18 protein-coding genes are annotated in these 22,608 nt (G+C 65.4%); 7 read left to right on the forward strand and 11 right to left on the reverse strand.

Annotation, left to right across the window (positions count from 1 at the left end; all coding sequences use genetic code 11):
- Window positions 1-187 precede the first annotated feature (187 nt).
- Together ACZK2V_RS11440 and ACZK2V_RS11445 are read left to right on the forward strand one after the other, a co-directional pair.
- On the forward strand, window positions 188-1,768 hold the full coding sequence (locus ACZK2V_RS11440; protein ID WP_012480223.1) for an ATP-dependent nuclease: 1,581 nt from the start codon (window positions 188-190) through the stop codon (window positions 1,766-1,768).
- Complete coding sequence (locus ACZK2V_RS11445; protein WP_012480224.1) at window positions 1,746-2,843, forward strand: UvrD-helicase domain-containing protein; 1,098 nt, start codon at window positions 1,746-1,748, stop codon at window positions 2,841-2,843. Before ACZK2V_RS11440 ends, ACZK2V_RS11445 begins: the two co-directional genes overlap by 23 nt.
- Window positions 2,844-2,858: 15 nt before the next feature.
- On the opposite strand, the gene ACZK2V_RS11450 is transcribed toward ACZK2V_RS11445, so the two are convergent.
- Genes ACZK2V_RS11450 through ACZK2V_RS11480 form a run of 7 tightly spaced genes read right to left on the reverse strand, consistent with a single transcriptional unit; the run spans window position 2,859 to window position 11,564 of the window.
- Window positions 2,859-3,134 carry a hypothetical protein gene (locus ACZK2V_RS11450; protein ID WP_019184735.1) on the reverse strand — a complete coding sequence of 92 codons (276 nt, stop codon included), beginning with the start codon at window positions 3,132-3,134 and terminating at the stop codon, window positions 2,859-2,861.
- Window positions 3,131-6,322 (reverse strand): efflux RND transporter permease subunit, encoded by a 3,192-nt coding sequence (locus ACZK2V_RS11455; RefSeq protein ID WP_019184736.1) that lies wholly within the window; start codon window positions 6,320-6,322, stop codon window positions 3,131-3,133. The genes ACZK2V_RS11450 and ACZK2V_RS11455 overlap by 4 nt, the downstream gene beginning before the upstream one ends.
- 8 nt (window positions 6,323-6,330) lie before the next feature.
- Window positions 6,331-7,281 carry an efflux RND transporter periplasmic adaptor subunit gene (locus ACZK2V_RS11460; protein ID WP_021201906.1) on the reverse strand — a complete coding sequence of 317 codons (951 nt, stop codon included), beginning with the start codon at window positions 7,279-7,281 and terminating at the stop codon, window positions 6,331-6,333.
- Complete coding sequence (locus ACZK2V_RS11465; RefSeq protein ID WP_012480227.1) at window positions 7,278-8,555, reverse strand: TolC family protein; 1,278 nt, start codon at window positions 8,553-8,555, stop codon at window positions 7,278-7,280. Before ACZK2V_RS11465 ends, ACZK2V_RS11460 begins: the two co-directional genes overlap by 4 nt.
- 55 nt (window positions 8,556-8,610) lie before the next feature.
- Window positions 8,611-8,967 carry a hypothetical protein gene (locus ACZK2V_RS11470; RefSeq protein WP_012480228.1) on the reverse strand — a complete coding sequence of 119 codons (357 nt, stop codon included), beginning with the start codon at window positions 8,965-8,967 and terminating at the stop codon, window positions 8,611-8,613.
- Window positions 8,964-9,581 carry a cation efflux transmembrane domain-containing protein gene (locus tag ACZK2V_RS11475; RefSeq protein ID WP_005413376.1) on the reverse strand — a complete coding sequence of 206 codons (618 nt, stop codon included), beginning with the start codon at window positions 9,579-9,581 and terminating at the stop codon, window positions 8,964-8,966. The genes ACZK2V_RS11470 and ACZK2V_RS11475 overlap by 4 nt, the downstream gene beginning before the upstream one ends.
- A gap of 24 nt (window positions 9,582-9,605) precedes the next feature.
- Complete coding sequence (locus ACZK2V_RS11480) at window positions 9,606-11,564, reverse strand: FTR1 family protein (RefSeq protein WP_012480229.1); 1,959 nt, start codon at window positions 11,562-11,564, stop codon at window positions 9,606-9,608.
- A 90-nt stretch (window positions 11,565-11,654) separates the two neighbouring features.
- Between ACZK2V_RS11480 and ACZK2V_RS11485 the strand changes: the two genes are divergently transcribed.
- From ACZK2V_RS11485 to ACZK2V_RS11495, 3 genes are read left to right on the forward strand one after another with little or no spacing between them, the layout of a single operon-like run.
- Window positions 11,655-12,068, forward strand: a complete 414-nt coding sequence (locus ACZK2V_RS11485) for a MerR family transcriptional regulator (RefSeq protein ID WP_012480230.1) — start codon at window positions 11,655-11,657, stop codon at window positions 12,066-12,068.
- Window positions 12,065-13,336, forward strand: a complete 1,272-nt coding sequence (locus ACZK2V_RS11490; RefSeq protein WP_005413373.1) for a site-specific integrase — start codon at window positions 12,065-12,067, stop codon at window positions 13,334-13,336. Before ACZK2V_RS11485 ends, ACZK2V_RS11490 begins: the two co-directional genes overlap by 4 nt.
- Before the next feature lie 24 nt (window positions 13,337-13,360).
- Window positions 13,361-16,354 (forward strand): Tn3 family transposase, encoded by a 2,994-nt coding sequence (locus tag ACZK2V_RS11495; RefSeq protein WP_486323287.1) that lies wholly within the window; start codon window positions 13,361-13,363, stop codon window positions 16,352-16,354.
- A gap of 143 nt (window positions 16,355-16,497) precedes the next feature.
- Here the strand turns inward: ACZK2V_RS11495 and ACZK2V_RS11500 are convergent, their stop codons facing one another.
- Complete coding sequence (locus tag ACZK2V_RS11500; RefSeq protein ID WP_012480232.1) at window positions 16,498-16,698, reverse strand: hypothetical protein; 201 nt, start codon at window positions 16,696-16,698, stop codon at window positions 16,498-16,500.
- 443 nt (window positions 16,699-17,141) lie between these two features.
- On the opposite strand from ACZK2V_RS11500, the gene ACZK2V_RS11505 reads away from it, so the two are divergent.
- Window positions 17,142-17,600, forward strand: coding sequence for a hypothetical protein (locus tag ACZK2V_RS11505; RefSeq protein ID WP_012480233.1), 459 nt, complete (start codon window positions 17,142-17,144; stop codon window positions 17,598-17,600).
- Between the two features lie 50 nt (window positions 17,601-17,650).
- Here the strand turns inward: ACZK2V_RS11505 and ACZK2V_RS11510 are convergent, their stop codons facing one another.
- The 3 genes from ACZK2V_RS11510 to ACZK2V_RS11520 are packed head-to-tail and all read right to left on the reverse strand — an operon-like array spanning window position 17,651 to window position 21,391.
- Window positions 17,651-19,561, reverse strand: a complete 1,911-nt coding sequence (locus ACZK2V_RS11510) for a DUF4209 domain-containing protein (protein WP_139103662.1) — start codon at window positions 19,559-19,561, stop codon at window positions 17,651-17,653.
- Window positions 19,554-20,450: a hypothetical protein gene (locus tag ACZK2V_RS11515; RefSeq protein ID WP_049460393.1), complete on the reverse strand. Its 897-nt coding sequence runs from the start codon at window positions 20,448-20,450 to the stop codon at window positions 19,554-19,556. The genes ACZK2V_RS11510 and ACZK2V_RS11515 overlap by 8 nt, the downstream gene beginning before the upstream one ends.
- Window positions 20,447-21,391: a DNA-binding protein gene (locus ACZK2V_RS11520; protein ID WP_012480237.1), complete on the reverse strand. Its 945-nt coding sequence runs from the start codon at window positions 21,389-21,391 to the stop codon at window positions 20,447-20,449. Before ACZK2V_RS11520 ends, ACZK2V_RS11515 begins: the two co-directional genes overlap by 4 nt.
- Window positions 21,392-21,496: 105 nt before the next feature.
- On the opposite strand from ACZK2V_RS11520, the gene ACZK2V_RS11525 reads away from it, so the two are divergent.
- Window positions 21,497-22,576 carry a site-specific integrase gene (locus ACZK2V_RS11525; RefSeq protein WP_044570177.1) on the forward strand — a complete coding sequence of 360 codons (1,080 nt, stop codon included), beginning with the start codon at window positions 21,497-21,499 and terminating at the stop codon, window positions 22,574-22,576.
- Window positions 22,577-22,608: the final 32 nt, after the last annotated feature.

The following is a 22,608-nucleotide window of genomic DNA, read 5'->3' on the forward strand; positions in this document are numbered from 1 at the left end:
ATAGTTATACGGGATAATATTGAATTATCCCGCGTAAGGCGGATTCTGACCCTTCCCGGCGTCCCAAGCAGTACGAAACCGCCCAGGGCCGGCGATCGCTGGGTAGTATGGCCCAGAGCGGAAAGGAGGCCAGCCAGGGTGCAGGCAGGCTCCGCCACCGAGCCCGTTGGCCATCAAAGGACTGTGCATGCCGATCGAACGTATCGTCATCGACAACTTCAAGTCGTTTCGCCATCTGGACCTGCCCCTCAATGCCCACATGAACCTGGTGGTGGGCGACAACGAGGTCGGTAAATCCACCCTGCTGGAGGCCATCCACGCGGTGGTCACCGGCCAGCTGCATGGGCGCAATCTTGCCTACGAGCTCACGCGCTACCTGTTCCACCAGCCCACGGTGCAGGAGTACTTGGGAGCGCTTGCCACGGGCACGCCGGCCTCGCCGCCACGGATCTCCATCGAAGCCTATCTGGGCGCCGACGCCGCGCTGGCGTCGTTACGCGGCACCAACAACTCCCTGCGTCTGGATACCGCCGGCATCCGGCTGCTGGTCGAGCTCAACGACGACTACCGCGAGGAGTTCAACGCCTACCTGCAGCAGCACCAGGGCGCGGTCAGCCTGCCGGTGGAGTACTACACGGTGCGCTGGTACTCCTTCGCCAACAATGGCGTCACCGCCCGTAGTATTCCGTTCGACTCGACCATCATCGACACGCACGGCATCAAGACCTTGTCCGGTGCCGATCGCTATATCGCCGGCATCATCGAGCAGGCACTGACGCCTGCGCAGCGCGTCTCGCTGTCGCTGAGCTTCCGCCGCATGCGGCAGAGCTTTTCCGAAGAAGCGGATGTGGCAGCGATCAATGCCTACTTGACCGAGCACACCGGGGACATCAGCCACAGGGCATTGACGGTAGGCGTGGACACATCGCCGCGCTCAACGTGGGAAACCAGCCTGTCACCCTACCTGGATGAGCTCCCGTTCACCCAGGCCGGCAAGGGCGAGCAAAGCGCGGTGAAGATGAAGCTGGCGATGCACGCGGCCGGCGCGGCTCACGTGCTGCTGATCGAGGAGCCGGAGAACCATCTGTCCTATTCCAGCATGACCCAGCTGATCGACAAGATTGCGGCCCTCTCCACCGCCCAGCAGGTGATCATCGCCACCCACAGCAGCTTCGTGTTGAACAAGCTGGGCGTGGACAACGTGATCCTGTTCAGCGCGCAAGGCCAGATGAAGCTGGACCAGCTGCCCAGCGATACCCACGACTATTTCATGAAGCTGCCGGGCCACGACACGCTGCGGTTGATCCTGGCCAAGCAGGCGATCCTGGTGGAAGGCCCTTCCGACGAACTGATCGTGCAGCGTGCCTACAGTGACCATCACGGCGTGGCGCCGATGGCTCACGGCGTAGACATCATTTCGGTCAAGTCGTTGGCATTCAAACGCTTCTTGCAGATTGCCGATCGACTGAGGATTCAGGCCAAGGTGATCACCGACAACGACGGTGATATCGCAGTTGTGCAAGAGCGCTATGCCGAGCACATCAACGCGATCTATTACGATTCCGACGAGAGCGCCCCTTCGCTGGAAGAGCAGCTGATCAAAGCCAACTCGCTGGCCGAACTCAATACCGTGCTGGGCAAGGCCTTTGCCGATGAGGTGGCGCTGCTCAAGTACATGAAGGGCCATAAGACCGATACGGCCTTGGCGATTTTCAATAGCCCGCACTCGATCAGGTTCCCGGACTATGTCCAGCGTGCCATCACCTAACCGGGTCCTGCTCTCGGCAGCCGGCTCGGGCAAGACCACGTTGCTGGTCCGGCAGGCCTTGGAGCGACCTGGGCGCCGCATCGCGATTGTCACCTACACGCTGGAAAACCTGGAAGAGATCCGGCGCTCGTTTGAGGCCCACGCAGGCGCGGTCCCCGCGCATGTCACCTTGCACAGCTGGTATGGCTTTCTGCTGCGCCAGTGCATTCGCCCGTACCAGGCTGCGCTTTGCCCTGAGCCTCGCATCGAGACCATCCTGTTCGTAGAAGGTGTCACCAACAACCGCGCCCCACGCACCCAGGTGGCGCGCCACTACCTGGCGGGCAACCGGATGTATTCGGACCGAGCGGCCGATTTCGCTGTGCGCTGCGATGAGCTGACCCAAGGCCAGGTCGTGGCGCGATTGGCGGCGATGTACGACGAGCTCTACATCGACGAAGTCCAGGATCTGGCCGGCTTTGATCTGGATCTGGTCGAACGGCTGTTGAAGAGCGAGATTGCCATCACGTTGGTAGGCGATACGCGCCAAGCCACGTATGCCACCAACTATGCGCAAAGGTACAGCCAATACCGTGGTCCGAATCTGGCAGCGCTGTTTCAGATTTGGGAGGCCGACGGCTTATGCCGGCTGGATCACCGCCTCACCAGTCTGCGCTGCGTCCAGGCCCTGTGCGATATGGCTGACACGCTCTATCCGCAGATGCCGCGGACCCAATCAGGCAATGGCGAGGTCACCGGACACGATGGCATCTACCTCGTCGCTCCAGGGGATGTGGCCGCGTACATGCAGGAGTTCGCCCCCACCGTGCTCCGGCATGACCGGCGGCAGGCGTGCGACGGACTGCCGGCGGTGAACTTTGGGCAGTGCAAGGGCCGCACCTACAGTCGGGTCCTCATCTTTCCGAACGGGCCGTTGACGCAGTACCTGCGCACGGCCGATGCAGCGCGTATCACCGCGCCGCCGAAATACTACGTGGCCTTCACCCGGGCGCGGCAAAGCGTGGCCTTTGTGTATGCCGGCGCGTGCGCGTTGCCGGGTCATCAGCTCTATGCGCCTGCCAGCGCAGACGCATAGAGCCAGGGGCTGCGATCACATCTTCTTTAACGGCGCCGCGGTGGGCGGCGGCGGTACCGGGCCCGGGTCGTTGAAACACAGCATGATCTGATCGATGCCGAATTGATCGGCCAGGACCTGGGCAATCACAGCATGCACCAGGTCCAGGTCGACCGAGGGCGCCGCGACCGTGATGGTGGCCGCGATCGCACGGCCATGCTCACCGGCGACCAGGCGCAGGTCGTCCACCGCTTTCACGCCCGGGTCGGTAAACATCGCCGCACGGACCTGTTCCAGGTTGAGCTCGTTCATGGGGACTCCAAAGCAGTGCTACCGGCGCGGGGAGCTCGGTCGCGATGCAGCCAACGATAGAGCACCGGCAGCACCAACAAGGTCAATGCGGTGGATGAGACGATGCCGCCGATGACGACAGTGGCCAGCGGCCGCTGCACTTCCGAGCCAGCACCGACATTCAAGGCCATGGGTAGGAAGCCCAGCGAGGCTACTAGGGCGGTCATCAACACCGGTCGCAGGCGTCCAAGGGCGCCGTCGCGCACAGCGTCGTCTAGCGGATCGCCCTGTTCGCGCAGACGGCGGATGAAGGCGATCATGACCAGCCCGTTGAGTACGGCCACGCCCGACAGCGCGATGAAGCCCACGCCGGCAGAGATCGACAACGGAATCCCGCGCAGAGCCAGTGCCAGCACACCGCCGGTCAGCGCCAGCGGCACGCCACTGAACACAATGGCCGCATCCTTGGCCGAGCCGAAGGCCATGAATAGCAGAGCGAAGATCAACGCCAGTGTCACCGGAACGACCACGCCCAGGCGTTGGGTGGCCGAGATCAGCTGCTCGAAGGTGCCGCCGTAATCGATCCAGTAGCCCTCTGGAAGCGCGACATCCTGGCCGATGCGTGTGCGCAACTCGCCGACGAACCCGCCCAGATCGCGCTCGCGCACGTTGGCGGTGATCACCACGCGGCGCTTGCCGTTCTCGCGGTTGATCTGATTGGGCCCGCGCTCTACCTGGATCTTCGCCACTTCCCGCAGCGGCACCGTGCGAGGCCCCCCATTGGCGCCGGCGGCCAGACGGCTGGACTCATCGACACTGGTGCTTGCCGGCAGCGGAATGGGCAGATCTGCCAGCACAGCGGGGTCTTGGCGCTGCGCTTCGGGCAGGCGCACGACCAGGTCGAAGCGGCGGTCGCCCTCGATCAACTGGCCGGCAACACTGCCCCCAATGGCGGTGGCCACCGTTTCCTGCACATCGCCCGGGTTCAGGCCATACCGTGCCAATGCCGCCGGATCTGGCGTGATGGTCAGCAGCGGCAGGCCGGAGACCTGCTCGGCCTTGACGTCTTCGGCGCCGGGGACGCTACGCATGACTCGCTCGACCCGGCTGGCCAGGCGCGTCAACTGGTCAAGGTTGTCGCCGTAGACCTTGACCGCCACGTCCGAACGGACGCCGGAGATCAACTCGTTGGTGCGCATCTGGATGGGCTGGGTGAACTCGTAGTTGCTGCCCGGGATTTCCTTGGCCGCCGCCTCCAGCTCTTCCACCAGCTCGGCCTTGGGCTTGCGCGGGTCGGGCCACTGGTCGCGGGGCTTGAGCATCAGGAAGGTGTCGGCCATCGACGGCGGCATAGGATCGGTGGCCACCTCGGCGGTGCCGATCTTTGAGAAGATGTTGGCCACCTCCGGGAACTGGGCCAGGCGCTTCTCCAGCGTTTCCTGCATGGCCACCGACTGCTCCAAGCTGGTGCCGGGAATACGCATGGGCTGCAAGGTGATGTCGCCCTCATCCAGGCTCGGCACGAACTCCGAACCCAAGCGGGTGGCCAGCACGCCACAGCCCACCACCAGCACGGCCGCGCCGGCCAGCACCACCACGCGCCGACGCAGGGCCCAATCCAGCAGCGGCGTATAACGGGCACGCGACCAGCGCATCAGGCGGTTGTCGTGCTCAGCCACACGGCCGCGCAGGAAGCTGGCGATCGCCGCCGGCACGAAGGTCAGCGACAACACCATGGCGCCGGTCAGGGCCAGCACCACCGTGATCGCCATCGGGTGGAACATTTTTCCTTCTACCCCGGACAGCGCGAAGATCGGCAGGTAGACCGCGGCGATGATGCCCAGGCCAAACAGGCTGGGACGGATCACCTCGGCGGTGGCCGAGGCGGTCAGGTCATAGCGCTCTTCATCGTTGAGCTGGCGGCCCAGCGCGTGCTGCGCCTCGCCGAACCGGCGCAGACAGTTCTCGATGATGATCACCGCCCCGTCCACGATCAGGCCGAAGTCCAGCGCGCCCAGGCTCATCAGGTTGCCCGACACGCCGCCACGCACCATGCCGATGATGGTGAACAGCATCGCCAACGGGATCACCGCCGCGGTGATCAACGAGGCGCGCACATTGCCCAGCAGCAGGAACAGCACCACCACCACCAGCAGCGCGCCCTCGATCAGGTTCTTGGACACCGTGCCGATGGTGCGATCCACCAGCGCGGTGCGGTCATAGACGGCCTTGGCATGGACGCCGGCAGGCAGGCTGGCGTTGGCGGCATCCAGCTTGGCCGCGGCCGCCTGGGAGACTTCCCGGCTGTTGGCGCCGAACAACATGAAGGCGGTACCGACCACGACCTCGTGGCCATTCTGGGTGGCCGCGCCCGTGCGCAGCTCCTTGCCTTCGCCCACGCTAGCGACGTCGCGCACCCGAATGGGCACGCCATCGCGCCGGTCCAGCACGATGTTGCCGATTGCCTCCAGATTGGCTAGCTGGCCCGGCACGCGCACCAGGAACTGCTGTCCGTTGCGCTCGATGTAGCCGGCGCCGATGTTCTGGTTGTTGCGCATGACCGCGGCGACCACGTCGTTCAACGTGAAGCCCAGCGCCACCAACTGAGCTGGATCGGGAGTGATGTGGATCTGCCGCTCGAAGCCGCCGATGGTGTTGACCTCGGTGACGCCGGGCGTGGTGCGCAGCTGCGGCCGGATCACCCAGTCCTGCAGGGTGCGCAGGTCCGTGGCCGTGTACGGGGTGCCGTCGGGCTTGCGAGCGTTGGGCTCGGCCTCCACGGTGTACATGAAGATCTCGCCCAACCCGGTGGAGATCGGCCCCATTTCCGGGTCCAACCCTTCGGGAAGCTGGGAGGCGATCTGCTGCAGGCGCTCGGCGACCTGCTGGCGGGCAAAGTACAGGTCGGTGCCGTCCTTGAAGACGACGGTGACCTGCGAAAGCCCGTAGCGCGACAGCGAGCGGCTGTAGTCCAGCTTGGGCAGACCGGCCATGGCCGTTTCGATGGCAAAGGTAACCCGTTGTTCGGCCTCCAGCGGCGAGTAACCCGGGGCCTGGGTGTTGATCTGGACCTGGACGTTGGTGATGTCGGGTGTGGCGTCAATGGAAAGGTGACGGTAGCTCCACACGCCCAGCGCAACCAGCGCAGCGGTGAGCACTAGCGTCAGCCAGCGATGGCGGATGGACAGCCCAATGAGGCGTTCGAGCATGGCGGGCCTCATTCTTCTTCCACGGTGGACTTTTCGATGTCGGCCTTGATCAGGAAGCTTTGGGCCACCACCACCTGTTCACCGGCCTTGAGGCCTTCCAGCACTTCGGCGCGTTCGGCGTCGCGGCGCCCCAGCTTCACCGGCCGGGTGTGGTAGGTTTCGCCCTGCTGCACGTAGACCACGTCCTGGTCTTCTGCGGTCTGCAGCGCCGTGATCGGCACCACCAACGCTGCCGATTGGCGATCCACGGTGACCCGCGCCTTGACCGCCGACCCCGGCCGCCACAGGCCATCGGTGTTGGCCACCGTGCCGCGCGCAATGGTGCTTTGGCTGGCGGTGGCGGTGCCGGGCAGGACGCGCTCCAAGGTGGTCTGTGCGGTGACGCCATCGCTCAAGCGGGTAACCGTCACCGGCACGCCAGCACCGATGTGCTGGGCGTCGGCGCCGAAGATGTGCAGGTCCACCCACAGCGTGGACAGGTCGGCGACCTCAAACAGCGGCGCGCCCTCAGCGGCGGCCATGCCTACGGCGGCCGTGCGCGCCATGACCACGCCACTGATCGGCGCGGTGACGGTATAGGTGGTCAGGCTCAGGTTGCTCTCTACCGTGGCCAGTGCCTGGCCGGCCCGTACCTGATCACCCACGCCCGCACGCACGGAGCGGACCGGTCCGGGGAAGCGTGCCGTGACCTGCGCGATGCGACCGTCAATCGGGGTCAACAGCCCTTGCACCTCATGCTCGTCAGCAATCTCACCGGGGCCTGCCGGTGCGACCTGGATACCCGCTGCCTGCGCAGCTTTGGCGGCAATCTTGGTTTCCAGCGGCGCTTCCTCGTGCTCGCCGTGCTCTTCGCCCTCAGCGGCGGCGCCGCCTTCGGACGCTTCGTTGGGGGCCGACGCGTTGCAGGCGGCCAGCATCATCAGGGCCATGCCCAGTGCGGTCCAGGAAAAGCGATTCATGGGGTCTCTCCGGTGGAAGCAGCCGCCGGCGGCGCGACAAGCGCCTGGCCGGTCAGGCGTTGAATTTCGATCAGGGCGCGCTGCGCATCGAGCGCCACGTCCAGCTGCTGCTGGGCCATGGCCGTGCGTTCGGACTGCAGCTGTGCCCATTCCAGGTAGCTGATCGCGCCGGCGCGATAGGCGCGCTCGGCGGCCTGCTCAGCCCGGGCCAACTTCGGCAGCACCTCGCCTTGCAGCCGTGCCACCTCGGCCTGCGCCACGGTGTAGCGACCATGGGCTTCGACCAGCGTGGAATACAGCGACAGGCCCTTGGCCTCGCGCTCGATCGTCAGAACCTCCAGCTCGGCTTCGCCGGCGCGGATCTCCGGCTGCGCGCGGCTGCGGCTGCCCAGTGGCATGGACAGGCTGGCCACCAGCGCGGTGTCGTCAGTCTCCTGCAGGCGGCGCACGCCCAGCTGCCACGACAAGTCCGGCGAGGCCGCCGAACGCGCCAGCTGCAGTCGTGCCTGCGCGATCCGGCGGGCATCGGCAAACTGCGCCAACTCGGGAGTGCGCTCCAATTCCTCGGCCAGCGACTGCATGGACGCGATCGCCGGCAGGGTCATGGGATCCGCCGCGGCCACCTCGAAGCTCGGAGCACGTTCGCCCCAGAGGGCAGCAAGGTGCTGCCGGGCGGCAATGCGCTGCTGCTCGGCCCGATCACGGGTCAATTCTGCTCTCGCCAGTGCTGCTTGTGCGGTGAGCATCACCGATTCGGGAGACGCGCCAGCCTGCAGGCGCTGCCGGGCAGCGGCGACGGTCCGCTGGCGCTGGCCGACATCCATGTTCGCCAGGCTGCGTTGCCGGTCGGCACCGACAACGGCCAAATAGCGCTGCGCCGTCTCGGCGAGCAGGTCCAGCCGCCCGGTCTCGCGCTGCACGGCCAGTGCATCAATCCGGCTTTGGGCCAAGGTGCGGCGGGCGTCGAGCTTGCCGCCGCGCTCCAGGACCGAGCTCAGGCTCAAGGTCAACTCCGCGCTGTCCAGGCCACGGGCCGCGCCCGTGCCCAGCGCATTTTCAACCTCCGCCCCCAACGTCCACGGTGGCCGCTGCACGGCCTGGTCGCGCTCGGCAGCGAGCACCGTGGCTCGCGCATCGACCAGGCGCAGCTCGGGGTGGGTTTGGGCCACGCGTGCAAACGCGTCGTCCAAGGTCATCAGCTCTTCTGCTGTCGCCGGCGTTGCCGCCGCGCTCAACAGTAGCCACGCGGCCAGGGCCGCCAATCGCACATGCATGAAGTACTCCAGAATTTTCGATAGCCAACAGGGATCCGGCGCACGCCGGCGCGCATCACCCTGCGATCGGCGGCCGGAACGGCGCGAGCAGGTGCTCATGCCGATATCTGTCCGCATGGGCTGTCGCCGACGGCCAATGCCGGCCGATATGAGCAATGGCCAACACTATTTCTGGAGCCGGCGCGGCCTGGCTACAGCACAGCACCAGCTGCTGTAGCCGGTGCAGCGCGGCGTCTACGCCACGCTCGGAAGCTGGTGATGCCACTGCCGGGTCATGGTCGGCCGCGGCCAGATGGGTTTGAGCATGGAGCTCGCCAACCACTGCCAGCACCGGCTGCGTCACAAGGCCCACGGCCAAGTGCGCCAGCAGCAGCCAGCGCAGGCCACAGCTCAGCCGGCCAAGCGCTGTCATGCAGGCGTTTTGCGCGCGTCGGCACGCGCCCGGCGAGCATCACCCAAGATCTCGAAAGCCTCCTTGATCACATACAGGCCGATCAGGGCGCCGATCACGAAATCCGGGTAGGGGCTGGCCAGCCACCACACCAACAGGCCGGCCAGAATCACCCCAACGTTGGCCACCACATCGGCGCGGGTAAACAGCCAGGTCGCTCGCAGATGCACTTCGCCAGACTTCAAGGGGGCGAGCATACGGAGCACCTTCAGGTTCACGGCCAGCGAGACCAGAGCGGTACCGATCATCCAACCGCTGACCGGCTCGGCTCCGTACATCACCCGGCGGCCGACTTCGACCAGCACGCCTACGCCCAGCACCAGCAGCACGCTGCCACTGACCCACGCGGCGTTGGCCTTGAAGCGCGCCGTGCGCCCGATAGCGACCAGGCCAATGGCATAGGCGGTGGCGTCAGACAGCATGTCCAGCGCGTCAGCCAGCAGCCCGGTGGAATGGGCAATCCAGCCGGCAATGCCGCCGATCACGGCCATCGCTGCATTCAGGACCAAGGCGATCCAGAGGATGCGTCGCTCCTCCTTGTTCTTGGCTTCGTGGTGGCACCCGCAATCACTCATGTCTTGGTCCTCTGCTGTGTTGTTTCATTGCTTGTTTGCGCCTGGCTGTCCACGCACACCGGAACGGGCATTGGCGAGGAACCCCACGATGGCGGCGGTGCCTACCAATACCTGCGCCAGCAGCGACTGCCAGGTGGGATACAGGCCGATCCACTCGATGCGCGGCAACGCGAGCGGTGTTTGAGAGATCCAGCCCGCTTCCTGCAACGCGGCCACGCCTTTACCGATCAGGATGACCGCCATCACCGCGATGAGAATCGAGCTGATCGAAAAGAACCGGCCAATCGGCAGCCGCCTGCTCATGCGCAGCATCCAGTACGCCACCGCAGCCAACACCGCGATTCCCGCCACCAGGCCTGCGAGGATGGCGGTGGACGCCTGATCGCTCCACATCGCGATGTAGAACAAGATCGTCTCAAACACCTCGCGGTACACCGCGACAAAGGCCAGCATGAACAGGAAAACAGCCGAGCGCCGTGTCAGCGCAGTCGTCAGCTTGGCGTGCAGGTACTCCTGCCACCGCCCTGCAAGGCTCTTTTGGTGCATCCAGATGCCTACGCTGAGCAGGACAGCGGCAGCGAACAAGGCCGAGACGCCCTCAGTGACTTCCCGGTTCGCACCGCTGATATCAACAAAGTAAGTGGCCACTGCCCAGGTAGCTGCGCCTGCCAACAACGCGCAGATCCAACCCGCATGCACATACGGCAACACATCAGACCGCTCGGCTTTACGCAAGAACGCCACGATACCAATCACGATCAGCAGCGCTTCCAGTCCTTCGCGTACCAAGATGGTAAAGCTGCCTAGAAACGCGGTGCTGGCGCCTATTCGGGTGTCCTGCAGCGCCACGTCCGCGCGATCAAACAGCTGGGCAATTTGCGCTGCCTGCCCGGCAACGTCAGCCGCGGGCGCATGCTGATCCAGCTGCGCGCGGTAGCCTGCCATGGCCGTCTCGATCTCTCGCAGCAATGACGGATTGCGCGTGGCCAGCGTGGGTTCAAGCGGCTCTACACCATCCAGATAGGACGAGAGCGCAAGCTTTTTGGCTTGAGCCAGGTCCTCATCAGCGTAAGCGCGCTGGCTGGCGGCCAGTCGCTGCCGCGCCACCGCAAAGCGATCGGCTCCTGGTACCGCTTCGTTTACTGCCTGTGGCTGCGAACGCAGGTAGGCGATGATCGCGTTTGCCTGATCGGCGGGCATCGTGGTGGCAAGATCGGCCTCTCGCGTGCGTGTCAGCGCTTCGAGCGAGGGAATGTGCGTATGGGCCTCGGCACTGGTGCGCCATAACGCCTCACCTTGAGCCTTGGCTTGCGAGGAGTACCCCAAGCTGCCCACATAGAATGCCAACGCCCAGCGATCACTTTCTGACAGCCCAGAGAAGCTGACCATGCCGGTACCCGGCACACCCTGGGAAATGACCTCGTACAACGACAGCGGCGTTCGCTGCGCGGCGCGAGTGGCATCGGTGAACGCGATCGGCGGCGGACTTAACGCTTGCGCGGCGGGGCCATCACCGTGACCTGTGGGGCCGTGACAGGCCGCGCACTGCTGGCTGTAGATGGACGCGGCCTGGGAGGTCTTCGGCGCGCTCGCCGGAACAGCGCCGATCGGGTAGCGGGCCAACAGCGTCGTGCCGAGCCCGCGCGCCAACGTTGCCACTTGCGCCGGGTCGGCCTTCTCTGCCACCGCCTGGACCAGGCGGTCGGCCTGGGCCGTCAGCTCCTGCTGGTTCTGGCCACCGGGCAATGCTGCCAGCTGACTGCGCACGGAGCCGGCAAACTCGCTCATTTCGGCGTATTCGTTGGGGGCAATTACGCGACCGGCCTGGACCGCGCCGGGGTAGTCGACCGCGATGTAATCGAGCATCTGCCAGGTTTGGCGCAGGTCTGCTGCGGCAGGCTCCGCCTGAGCAGAAGCGGGCAGAACCCAGCCGATCAGCAAGGCAATCAGGCAGTAGCGAATCAAGGCGATGGGCAGTGGCATGGTCGTCACATGCAGCGCCGCGGCCGGAGTGGCGGCGGATACGGGTTCAGCGTAAAGTCCGTAGCTACTACGGAGTCAAGCGTACTACGAATGAAAATCAGTGAGGCTGCCGACGCCAGCGGATGCCACTTGGAGACGATTCGCTATTACGAGCGGATCGGGTTGCTGCCGCGCCCGGGGCGCACGGGCAACGGCTACCGGGTCTATGGCCCGGCCGACATCGAGCGGCTGCGCTTCATTGCGCGTGGCCGGGACCTGGGCTTCAGCCTGGAGGAGGTCCGCAGCCTGCTGCAGCTGGCCGGCGATGAGGAGCTTTCGTGCGGGGACGTGGACCGGTTGGCCCGCAGCCATCTGGCCGACGTGCGCGCCCGCATGGCCGACCTGCAGCGCATGGCCAGCGAGCTGGAACGGGTGATTGCCAGTTGCCATGGCGGGCAGCGGGCGGAATGCACCATCCTGTCGACGCTGCGCCAGACGACCTCGGTGGAGGCCACGCGCCAGTGACCGAACTGGACCGCTACCTCGATGCGGCCACGCGCCAGAACACGGTGCGCAGCTATGCGTCGGCGCTGCGGCACTTCGAGGTTGAATGGCAAGGCCACCTCCCAGCGACACCTGACAGCGTGGCCCGGTACCTGGCCGCTTATGCGCAGACCTTGGCGACCAGCACCCTCCGCCAACGTCTGGCGGCCATCGCCTCTTGGCACCGCGACCACGGCTTTGTCGACCCGACCCGATCGCCGCTGGTGCGCAAGGTGCTCAAAGGCATCCAGACCCTGCACCCGGGCCAGGTCAAGCAAGCCGCGCCGCTCCAGATTCGGCGGCTGGTCGAGCTCGATGACTGGCTGGCCGCGGCGATCGCTGCGGCACATGCCCGGGGCGATGGGCCGGCGGCGCTGCGCCATCAACGAGACCGAGCGCTGGTGCTGCTCGGGTTCTGGCGGGGATTCCGTGGCGATGAACTGCTGCGTCTGGACGTGGCCCATCTCACGCTGGTGCCGGGACAGGGGATGACCTGCTTCTTGCCACGCAGCAAGGGTGATCGCCAGGCAGCCGGCGTCACCTACAAGGTGCCGGCGCTGTCGCGGTTATGTCCGGTGGAGGCGACCCAGGCGTGGCTGCAGGCGGCCGACCTGCAAGAAGGGCCGGTGTTTCGGGCAGTCAACCAATGGGGCCAGGTGAGCGCCGAAGGCCTGCATCCCAACAGCTTGGTGCGCCTGCTGCGCGAGTTGCTGACCAGTGCCGGCTTTGCCGATGCGGGGCTCCACAGCAGCCATTCGTTGCGCCGCGGCTTTGCCAGCTGGGCCAACGACCAAGGCTGGGACATGAAGGCCTTGATGGAGTACGTGGGCTGGCGCGATGTGCAGTCGGCCATGCGTTACCTGGACGGGCGTGACCCGTTTGCCCGGGACCGCATTGAAGCAAGCCTGCCCAGTCCAACCGTGCCGGTACCGGCGATGGCACTGCCGGCGCCGGAGGGCAAATCGGCCCTGCAGCTGCGCCTGCGCATGGTGCTGACCCCGTTTGCCCGCACGGGCCGCGGCGCGGCCAAGGCCCGAGGCCGAATTGAAGAGATCTGCTTGGCCCCCTTCCAGGCTGTGCGCCTGAACACCGCCAGCAGCGAGTACCAGTTGACTGCTCCCACCGATCCCGAAAGGGATCTGGATGAAATCCTGGCCACGTTGCTCGATGACATGCACCGCATGGCCGATACGCACCAGTGCTTCCTGGAAGCGTCGCTCAGTACAGACGACGGCCGGCACTGGGACTGATCCCCCTCACACCCTCCGGATCCAATGGCTACCCTTCACGAGACCGCCTACCCGCGACTGAAGCCTGATCCCACCGCCAAGGAACTGGAGGAGATCTATACCCCGACCGCCGCTGAGATTGCATTCGCCAAGCAGCTGACCACCCAGCCGGGTCCGCAGCTGGCGGTACTGATTCATCTCAAGCTCTTCCAACGCTTGGGCTACTTCACGCTGTTGGCCGACGTACCCGAGCGGATCCGGAAGCACATCGCCAAGGCCGCCCGACTCGGGAGCGTATTGGACACCGACCAGCTCGAACGCTACGACGCTTCCGGCAGCCAGCGCCGGCATATGCCGCAGCTTCGGCAATTCATCGGGGTACGTCCCCTGGATAAATCGGGCTTGGCTTGGCTGGACACAGTGGCCACCGGAGCAGCCCAGACCAAGCACACCATCCCGGACATCGTGAACGTCCTGCTCGAAGAGCTGGTGCACCATCGCTACGAACTGCCCGGTTTCCGCACTCTGGAGCTGGCCGCCATCGGCGCCCGTGAGCGGGTCAATCTGGGCTACTACCGCAGCATCAGCCACGCGCTGACGCCTGCCACGCGCACGCTCATCGACGAACTGCTGCGCGCACCGGAAGGGTCCAGGTTCACCGGCTGGCAATCACTCAAGCGCGAGCCCGGCCGGCCCACCAACAAGGAAGTTCGGTTCTACCTGCAGCACATCCGCATGCTGCAGCAGTTGGCCGACCAGCTGCCTCCCATCGATGTGCCGGTGCCCAAGCTCAAGCAGTTCCGTGCAATGGCTCGGGCCTATGACGCCAGCGAGCTGGCCGAACTGGCTCCGGACAAGCGCTATGCGCTGGCCACCATCTTCATTCGCGCCCAGCATGCCAAGACACTGGATGATGCAGCCGAGTTGTTCATCAAGCAGGTGCGCGGGCTGGAGAACACGGCCCAGCAGAAATTGCTGGCCTACCAGCTCGAACATGCCAAACGGGCCGACTTCCTCATCGGCCAGCTCAAGGAAATCCTGCAGGCCTATCAGCTAGACGGCAGCGATAGTCAGCGCGTGGATGCCATCGACAACAGCCTGGAAGCGGAAGTGTCGACCTTGCTGGCCGAATGCGAAGAACATATGGCCTACGCCGGGAAGAACTACCTGCCTTTCATGCTGCAGCCCTATGGCGCGGTCAGGCCGCTGCTGTTCAATGGGCTGGAGCTGATGAAACTTCGGGCGACCAGCCACGACGCCGGCATGGAGCCGCTGATCGCAGCGGTGCTCTCGCTGCGCAACCAGCGCCGTGAGCTGATCGAGGTCGCCTCCCTCGGTTTGGACCCGGAAAAGGACTTTGACTGGATGTCCAAGCTCTGGTGTCAGCACGTGTTCGGCAAGCGGGCCAGTGCAGCCGGCGCCGGCTGGATGCACCCTAAGTACTTCGAGCTGGCCGTGCTGGTGCAGGTCAAGGACGAACTGAAGTCCGGAGATCTCTTCATTCCCAGCAGCGAACGGTTTGATGACTACCGTGAGCAGCTGGTCGATGAAGCCACCTTGGCCCAGGAACTGGAAGCCTACGGCCAGGTGTCAGGCCTGCCCACCGACGCCGAGTCTTTCGTGGCGGGATTACGTGCACAACTGACCTCCCTGGCCGATGAGGTCGACGCGCGTTTCCCGGAGAACGTACATGCGGACATCCTGGATGGGCGCCTGGTGCTGCGGAAGGGGCAACGCGCCGAAGTCTCCAGCGCGATTACCACGGTGGATCGCCTCATCGCCGAACGGCTTCCAGAATCCAGCATCGTCGATGTCCTGATCGATGCCAGCCAATGGCTGGATCTGCACCGTTTCTTCCGCCCGATCGCCGGCACCGAGAGCCAGGTCGAAGATCTGCCCCGACGTGTGATCACCACGCCATTCTGCTATGGCTGCAACCTGGGGCCGACGCAGACGGCGCGGTCGATCAAGGGCTTCAGCCGGCGCCAAGTCGCTTGGCTCAACCTGAAATACGTGACCGAGGATGTGCTTGAGAAGGCCATCGTGGAGGTCATCAATACCTACAACAAATTCGACCTGCCTGGCTATTGGGGCAGCGGCAAGAGCGCATCAGCTGATGGCACGAAGTGGAGCGTCTACGAGGACAACCTGCTGTCGGAGTATCACATCCGCTACGGCGGCTACGGTGGCATCGGCTACTACCACGTGTCCGACAAATACGTAGCGCTGTTCAGCCACTTCATTCCCTGTGGCGTGCACGAGGGCATCTACATCCTCGACGGTCTGTTGGCCAACACTTCCGACATCCAGCCTGAGATCGTCCATGGCGACACGCAGGCCCAAAGCTATCCGGTCTTCGGCCTGGCCCACATGCTGGGCATCCAGCTGATGCCCCGGATCCGGAACATCAAGGACCTGACATTCTTTCGGCCCGAACCGGGTAGGGCTTATAAGAACATCCAGGCACTGTTCGGGGACAGCATCGACTGGCGACTGATCGCCACCCATCTCCACGACATGCTGCGGGTGGTGATCTCAATCCGATTGGGCAAGATCACCGCGTCCTCGATCCTGCGCCGGCTGGGCACCTACAGCCGGAAGAACAAGCTGTACTTCGCCTTCCGGGAACTTGGCAAGGCCGTTCGAACGCTGTTCTTGCTGCGCTACATTGATGACAATGAGATCCGCAAAACGATCCATGCTGCCACCAACAAGAGCGAGGAATACAACGGCTTCGTGAAATGGGTGTTCTTTGGCAGCCAGGGGATCATTGCTGAGAACGTCCAACACGAGCAGCGCAAGATCATCAAGTACAGCCAGCTGGTGGCCAACATGATCATCCTCCACAACGTGGAAGGCATGAGCCGGACCTTGGCCGAGATGAGGAAGGAGGGGATTGAACTGACGCCCGAGATCCTGGCCGGCCTGTCGCCTTATCGGACCAGCCACATCAATCGCTTCGGCGACTACCACCTGGATCTTGAAAGGGAAGTGGCGCCGCTGAGCTACACAGCCAAGGTGCTTGAACAGACCCCATAGATGGGGAGAACCTGATCGAGAGACGAGCAATCAACCTTGAAATTCAGTCGCTTAGGCAGCTTTTGGCCCTGTACGTAATGATTCCCTGCCGACCCTCAACGTTTGTCGAAGATCAGGCCGAAGGGCGCATAGCGTCCGTAGTTCTAGCGGTTGACCAGCCCTGCCGCCAACGCCGCCCGAGGCGCCTCGGTGAAGCAGACGCAGCGATAGCCCCCTGTGATCCGGTGATCGCTGCCCCGTAGATAGCCGTCGCCTAGGATGCTGCGCAGCCTGCTGCAGGCCGCGTCCGGAGTGTCACCTTGGGTGAAATGAATCAGCTCACGCGTCAGGTCCCAGCGGGGCATGATCGTCCTCCGTGTCTGTATGGCGATGTGCGTGCAGGCGGGGCCTGCGCGCCAGTCTACTGCATCGATCGGCTCTGATATTCCTCCACGACCCGCAGGATGTCCGGCTCATATCCTGTGGCTCCCACAGCATCGATGCGCTCTGCCGGGACGCGGTGGGCTCGTTCTTCCCTGCGGCGCGTCTATACTTCATCTCAAATTCCAACCGCCAGCCCGCGAGCCCGCCAGTCGCCGGTAGTCATCGCGAGCTCGAGTGGCAGATGGCAAGGCGGCCGGAGCCAGGCGCAGGGGCACGCTATTGGAATGGGGAGCGCCTTCTTGACTCAAAGCAGGCCACGATTTGCGGTGTCGCCACGACGGAGCCCTCGCATCATCCTGTGCGCCCGCGGGGGGTGCCGATGCGTTGTACCCTTGCCCTTGGATCGTATGGTGGCGTAATCGCAATGACAAAATCAGCGAAGTACTCGCGTATTCCGACTGCAGATGACATTGCGGCATTCACTGGGATGCATTGTGCGCGCAAGTACCGCGACGCCGTCGACAGCGGCTGGCGCTGCCCCTGCTGTGGTCGGACCGCGCAGCAGCTGATCCGCTGGACGGAGATCCGTGGGCCCTCGTGGCGCGCCAGGTTCGGCGATGCGTATGGCATGGGATTCAGCATTACCATGGCGGAGCATCATTGCCATGGTGACGGGCGCTTTCCGGATACGTTGATCTGTGGTGATTGCAACAGCGCCGATGGGGCTGCTAAACGAAAGTTGCGTCTCCCCGAGAGCTGGTCGTTCTCGCCGCAAGAACTGGCACTGTTCGTCAAGGTCGCACCCTACAGCGGGCAGACCTGTATCAACTATGAGCTTGCACTGCGGATATTCCAGCAGCAGACCGCAGGCCGCTGGCTCTAGCGAAGACTCGTGAACGCCGACCCATTGTCGGCCTTGCTGTGGCGCTTCATCTAGGTGGCGCCCGCCTCGCCGTCCATTGCCTGCTTGGGCTCAGCTAGCTCACAAAATGGCCTGAGCACGATCCGTAGCATGAGCCACCACACGGCCATGGCCGCAGGGCTGCTCAGCTCTCTATCCGACATCAAGCCATGAGCATACCGATTGCGCAGATTGGCACCGGCGGGATGCGTCATCAGGGCTTTCAACTCGAAGTTCATGCCGGCGGGCAGAATGCCGCGCTGAGCATCCAACTCCAGCAGCAGGGTCAATGACCGCTCGTTCTCCCCGTCAAGCTCGTTCGCGACCCGCGTGTCGATGCCGTGGCGCTTGAGGTCGGCGCGGACGAAGGCCTCGACCATCGGAATGAGATTGATTGCCGCATCAATCCAGCGGAACTGTAGTCCGGCGTACAGCCCGCGGGCAATCTGCCAGGCGTGGCCGTGCGGGGTCGCCGGACTGTACCGAACGAGAGAAAGCACGTCATCGAACGCGCTGCTGAACCGCTCGGACAGCGTCCGCAGGGCGATGTCGATCAATGGCGCCAGCACGCGAGGGTAGCGCTCGTCGCACAAGCGCTCGATGGCGGCCGCCTCCACATGTACTGGGTCGTTTGCGTCGAAGGGCCCTTGGGATCGGATGGGGGCTCCCTCCGCATCCAGGTGGGTGCTGCCAAAGAAGGATCCGAAGAACTCCCCGCGCTTCTCCGCGATGGCGCGCTGGCGCTCCCGTTCGGGGTCCGGATGGTCCAGTGCCGCGAAGGCAATCTTCAGCAGAGCCAGTTGGTAATCGGCCGAGGCCACGTGTTCTTGCGCCCATTCGTGAATGTGCCTGACATCGACCTGTAGCTGGATCTCGCCCACCTCGTCGGCGATACGCAGCCGGACATCAGCGAGCTCGCTTTGCAGCCGCTGCACCCGCTCGGCATCGCCGTGGTAGCGCCTCAGCTCGGCGATGGCCTGGGCAAGCCAGGCCGCCTTCACGGCGGCACTTGCGACGTTGCCGGCGCGTGCAACGAGCGCTTCCGCAGCGTGTCGGCCTGCGGCGCGAGCGCGTGCGAGTTCGCGCTCCGACTCCCACAACCGCCGCGCCAGGCTGAACAGCCGGTGTTGGATCTCGCTATCAATGTCCTCGGTTGGCGCGGTCGCACGCGCCGTCGTCTCCAGCAGTTCGGCCGCTTCCCGCGCATGATCGGACGGACGGTCGAGCAGCTCGGTCACGTAACCATCGGCCATGCCCGGGAAGGGGCCGCGCAAAGTGCGACGGAACAGGGCCATGAAGGAGCGCCAGACTTGCTGCTGGAACGCGACATCCTTCTTCTTTGCCGGCCAGCCCAGGGCCAAGGCCCGGCGCAGGTGGGTGACGGTGTGGATTTCCACGTCCGCGGTCGTCGCCTCAGCCTCGCGCACCAGCTGCAGGTAGGCGTCAGCCCCAAGCGCGGCCAACGCGTGACGTTCGCGCCCTTGGGCATGAGGCGAGGCCAACACCACCTCCGCACAGCGCGCCCGGATCCAGGTCAGCTGGGTGGTCCGGGCGATTGCCATCACGGCGGCGCAGTCGTTGGCGTCCATGTCGCGCAGTCCAGCGCTCCAGCGCTCCGGGGTGATGTAGCGCGGGGTCAGCAGCTCATCGCCGCCCACCTGCAGGTGCATGGACGCCAGGCACGCAAGCAGCCGCAGCAGCGCCGCCGTGGTGCGGTCGCCGGTGGATTCCTGCTGGTGCGCGATGGCCGCCAGGGTCTGTGCCAAGCGCCATCCATCGCTGCTCCAGTCTACGTCGGCGATGAGCTGCTCCCAGGCGCCGTCGGCCAGCCAGTCGGCGCAGAAGGGCATCTGCAGCAGCGACCGCCGCCGCGCCGCCGGCGGCGCAGGACCCGGAGGCGGGTCGGCGTGATCGGCGGCCGAGGAGGTCTCTGCACTACTCACGTTGCTCTCCCTCATGGATCGTGGTACCGGCGCGCGGGGCGGGGCTGCCGGAGTCGGATGACGCGGACGTGGCTGGTGGTGGGTTGTCCAGCAAGCCTTTGGATGCGGCCAATGCGTGCAGGCTCTGCATCAGTGCCTCGCATTGCCCCAGGGCGGTGACCAGCATCTCCGATAGCTGGTGGGCAGTGAAGCCCACCTGGTGCCCCAGCTCGAAGGTCAGGAGACGCTCGACGGTCCGCGCCTGCACCTCGCCGCCGTCCCTGAGGAAGATACCCTCCCCCAGATCCAGCGGCATCAGCTGGGGCTCCCCGCCCACGGGGTGCAGCCACAGATCGAGGCCAATCCATTTCACCAACAGGTGCTCACGTCCGCCAACGAGATCTTTAGGGCCGACCAGCCCCAGCCGGTGGACCAGGCAGTTGCGTGCATCCCAGAAGGTGGACAGGCAATCGCTATGGGGGGCATCGATACCGAAGGTCTCCCGCAGCAATTCCAGCTTGCGCCCAATCCCCGTGTGTTCGAACGCCGTGGGGACCGTGGGCACCGGGGCGTCCGGCGGCAGGCGGCCGCCCTGACTGAGGCTGATCAGCGCCGCGGCCAGGTAGAGATCGTGCAGGTAGCGCTCCAGGAACGCACACAGTTCGCGCACCCCGTTGGTCAGGATCCACAGCTGGAACTCGTCGGCAATGTGGGCGACGGCCTCGTGGCTCAAGTTGGTGGGGATGAAATGGTAGCGGGTGTCGGCCGGGGCCAGCTCCAGTGACGCCGGCGTGGCGCTGCGGGCGGCATTCAAGCCCAACGACATGAAGGCCGCGACCCGTCGGACTCCGCGTTGGAGCGTCGCGGTGATCCGGGGCAGGTCCAGCTGGACGGTGCCGGCCGGGGTCATGGCCGGGGCCTCGCGCGGCGAGCCGGCCGCGCGGTGGCGGCGACAGCGCCGGTTTCCCTGGGCTTGCGCGTGCGGCCGGTCGTCGCGGGGCGCCGTGCCGCCTGCTGGAGGGTAGCCACCAGCTCCCGCAGTGGTGCCAGTTGGGCGGCCGACTGCTCGGCGCGCAATGTCTGGGCGGTGAGCGCCGCGGCGGCCGCCTGCTGCTCCTGCCGACGCTCCTGCTCTTGCACTTGCTCGCGCTCGCGGAGGTGCTGGGCCAGTTGCGTGTGCTTGTGCACCTGCTGGGTCAGCTGGCGTGCCTTGATCCGCAGGCGGTCGACTTCCGCGTTGAGGCGATCTTCGGTGCTGCGGGCGTGCTCAGTCCACTCCTGCCGTTCGCGCTGATGGGTCACTTGCAGTTGGTCCTTCTCCTGGTGCAGCTCGGCCAGCTGCGCTTCCAGCCGTTCCTGGCGGGCATGGGCGCCATCGCGCTGGGCGCGCAGCTCCTGCGCCTGCGCGGCGGCCTCGGCGAGCTGGGTGCGCAGCAGGTCGATGCTGGTCTGCGCTGCCGTCGCGGCCGCGAGCGCTACCCGCATGTCCTGCTGCTCCTGCGCACGGCTCGCGCGCTCCGCCGCCAGGCGATCGCGCTCGTCTTCGAGCGCCGCCTGCTCCGTGCTCAGCGCCGCTCGGGCATGCTCCCCCGCCCCTTCCAGGGCGGCGGCCCAGCAGCGCTGGGCCAGGGTCAGCACCGCGGCCGGCACGTCGGGTTGGGCCGCCTCGCGGGCGCGTTGGCGCAGGCGTGTTCCCACGCTTGACCACCAGGTGTCCAAGTGACGGGTCACGGTATTGGGCGAGCCGGTGCCCAGGTGGGCGCGGATGCGCTCCACCGTGGGGCGCTCGCCGCCGGCGACGAGGTCATCGGCGGCGTTATGGACATCCAGTTCGGTCAGGCCGCGGGCCATGGGAGTCTCCGGTCAATGAAACGGCGGGTGGGGGCCGCTACTTCCGATAATGTAGAATTATCGGAACAACGACACTGAATCTGTAGTGAGGATCACATAGTACATATGAAAGTCGTCACTTCATTGACCGTCGATCAGCTCCCCACCCTGCCCGACCCGTCCCGGTTGTCGGCTCAGGCCGCCACCGCCGCTGAGCAGATTTTGGCTGCTGCGCGCAGCGCCAACACCACCCGCAGCTACCGCACCGCGCTGCGCTACTGGGCCGGTTGGTGCCAGGGTCGTTACGGCCGGCCGCTGCAGCTGCCGCTGCCGGCGGCAACGGTGGTGCAATTCATCGTCGACCACGTGGCCCGCGACACCGCTGAGGGCGTGCGCTGGGAGTTGCCGGCCGCACTGGACAAGGCGCTGGTGGCGGCCCGATTGAAGAGCCGCCCCGGACCCTGGCGATTGGCCACCCTCACCCATCGCGTCTCGGTGCTGAGCAAGGTCCACCAACTGCAGCAACTGGCCAATCCCATCGACAGCGCCGAGGTGCGTCAGCTGCTGGCCAGCGCCCGCCGCAGCGCGCACAAGCGTGGCGAACGCCCGCAGAAGAAGGCGGCCATTACCCGGATCGAGTTGCAGGCGCTGCTGGCCACCTGCGGAAACGACCTGGCCGGCCAGCGTGACCGCGCCCTGCTCTGCTTTGCCTTTGCCAGCGGCGGCCGCCGTCGCAGCGAAGTCGCCGCGGCGACGTTGGCGCACCTGCGCCCGCTGCCCGAGGGCGGATTCGTCTATCGGCTGGATCAGGGCAAGACGCTGCAGGATGGCCCCAAGGTCGGCGGCAGCCCCGATAAGCCGCTCGTGGGCGCGGCCGCCGTGGCATTGCAGGCCTGGCTGGAGGCGGCCAAGCTCACCGAAGGGGCGCTGTTCCGTCGCGTGTGGGGGACGCGGGTGGGTCCGGCACTGAGTGATCGCGCCATTGCACTGATCATCCAGCGCCGCGCTAAGCAGGCCGGTCTAGACGGAGACTTCGGCGGGCATAGCCTGCGCTCGGGCTTCGTTACCGAGGGCGCCAGGCAGGGCGTGGCACTGCCTGCGCTGATGGCCATGACCGATCATCGCTCCGTTGCGAGCGTAACCGGCTACTACCAATCGGGTGGAGCGCAATGCAATCCAGCGGCACGCCTGTTGGACGACGTTTAACTGGCCGTAGCTGGGCGGCCCATTGAGGCAAC

The organism is Stenotrophomonas sp. 93052_Sma (assembly GCF_056481145.1).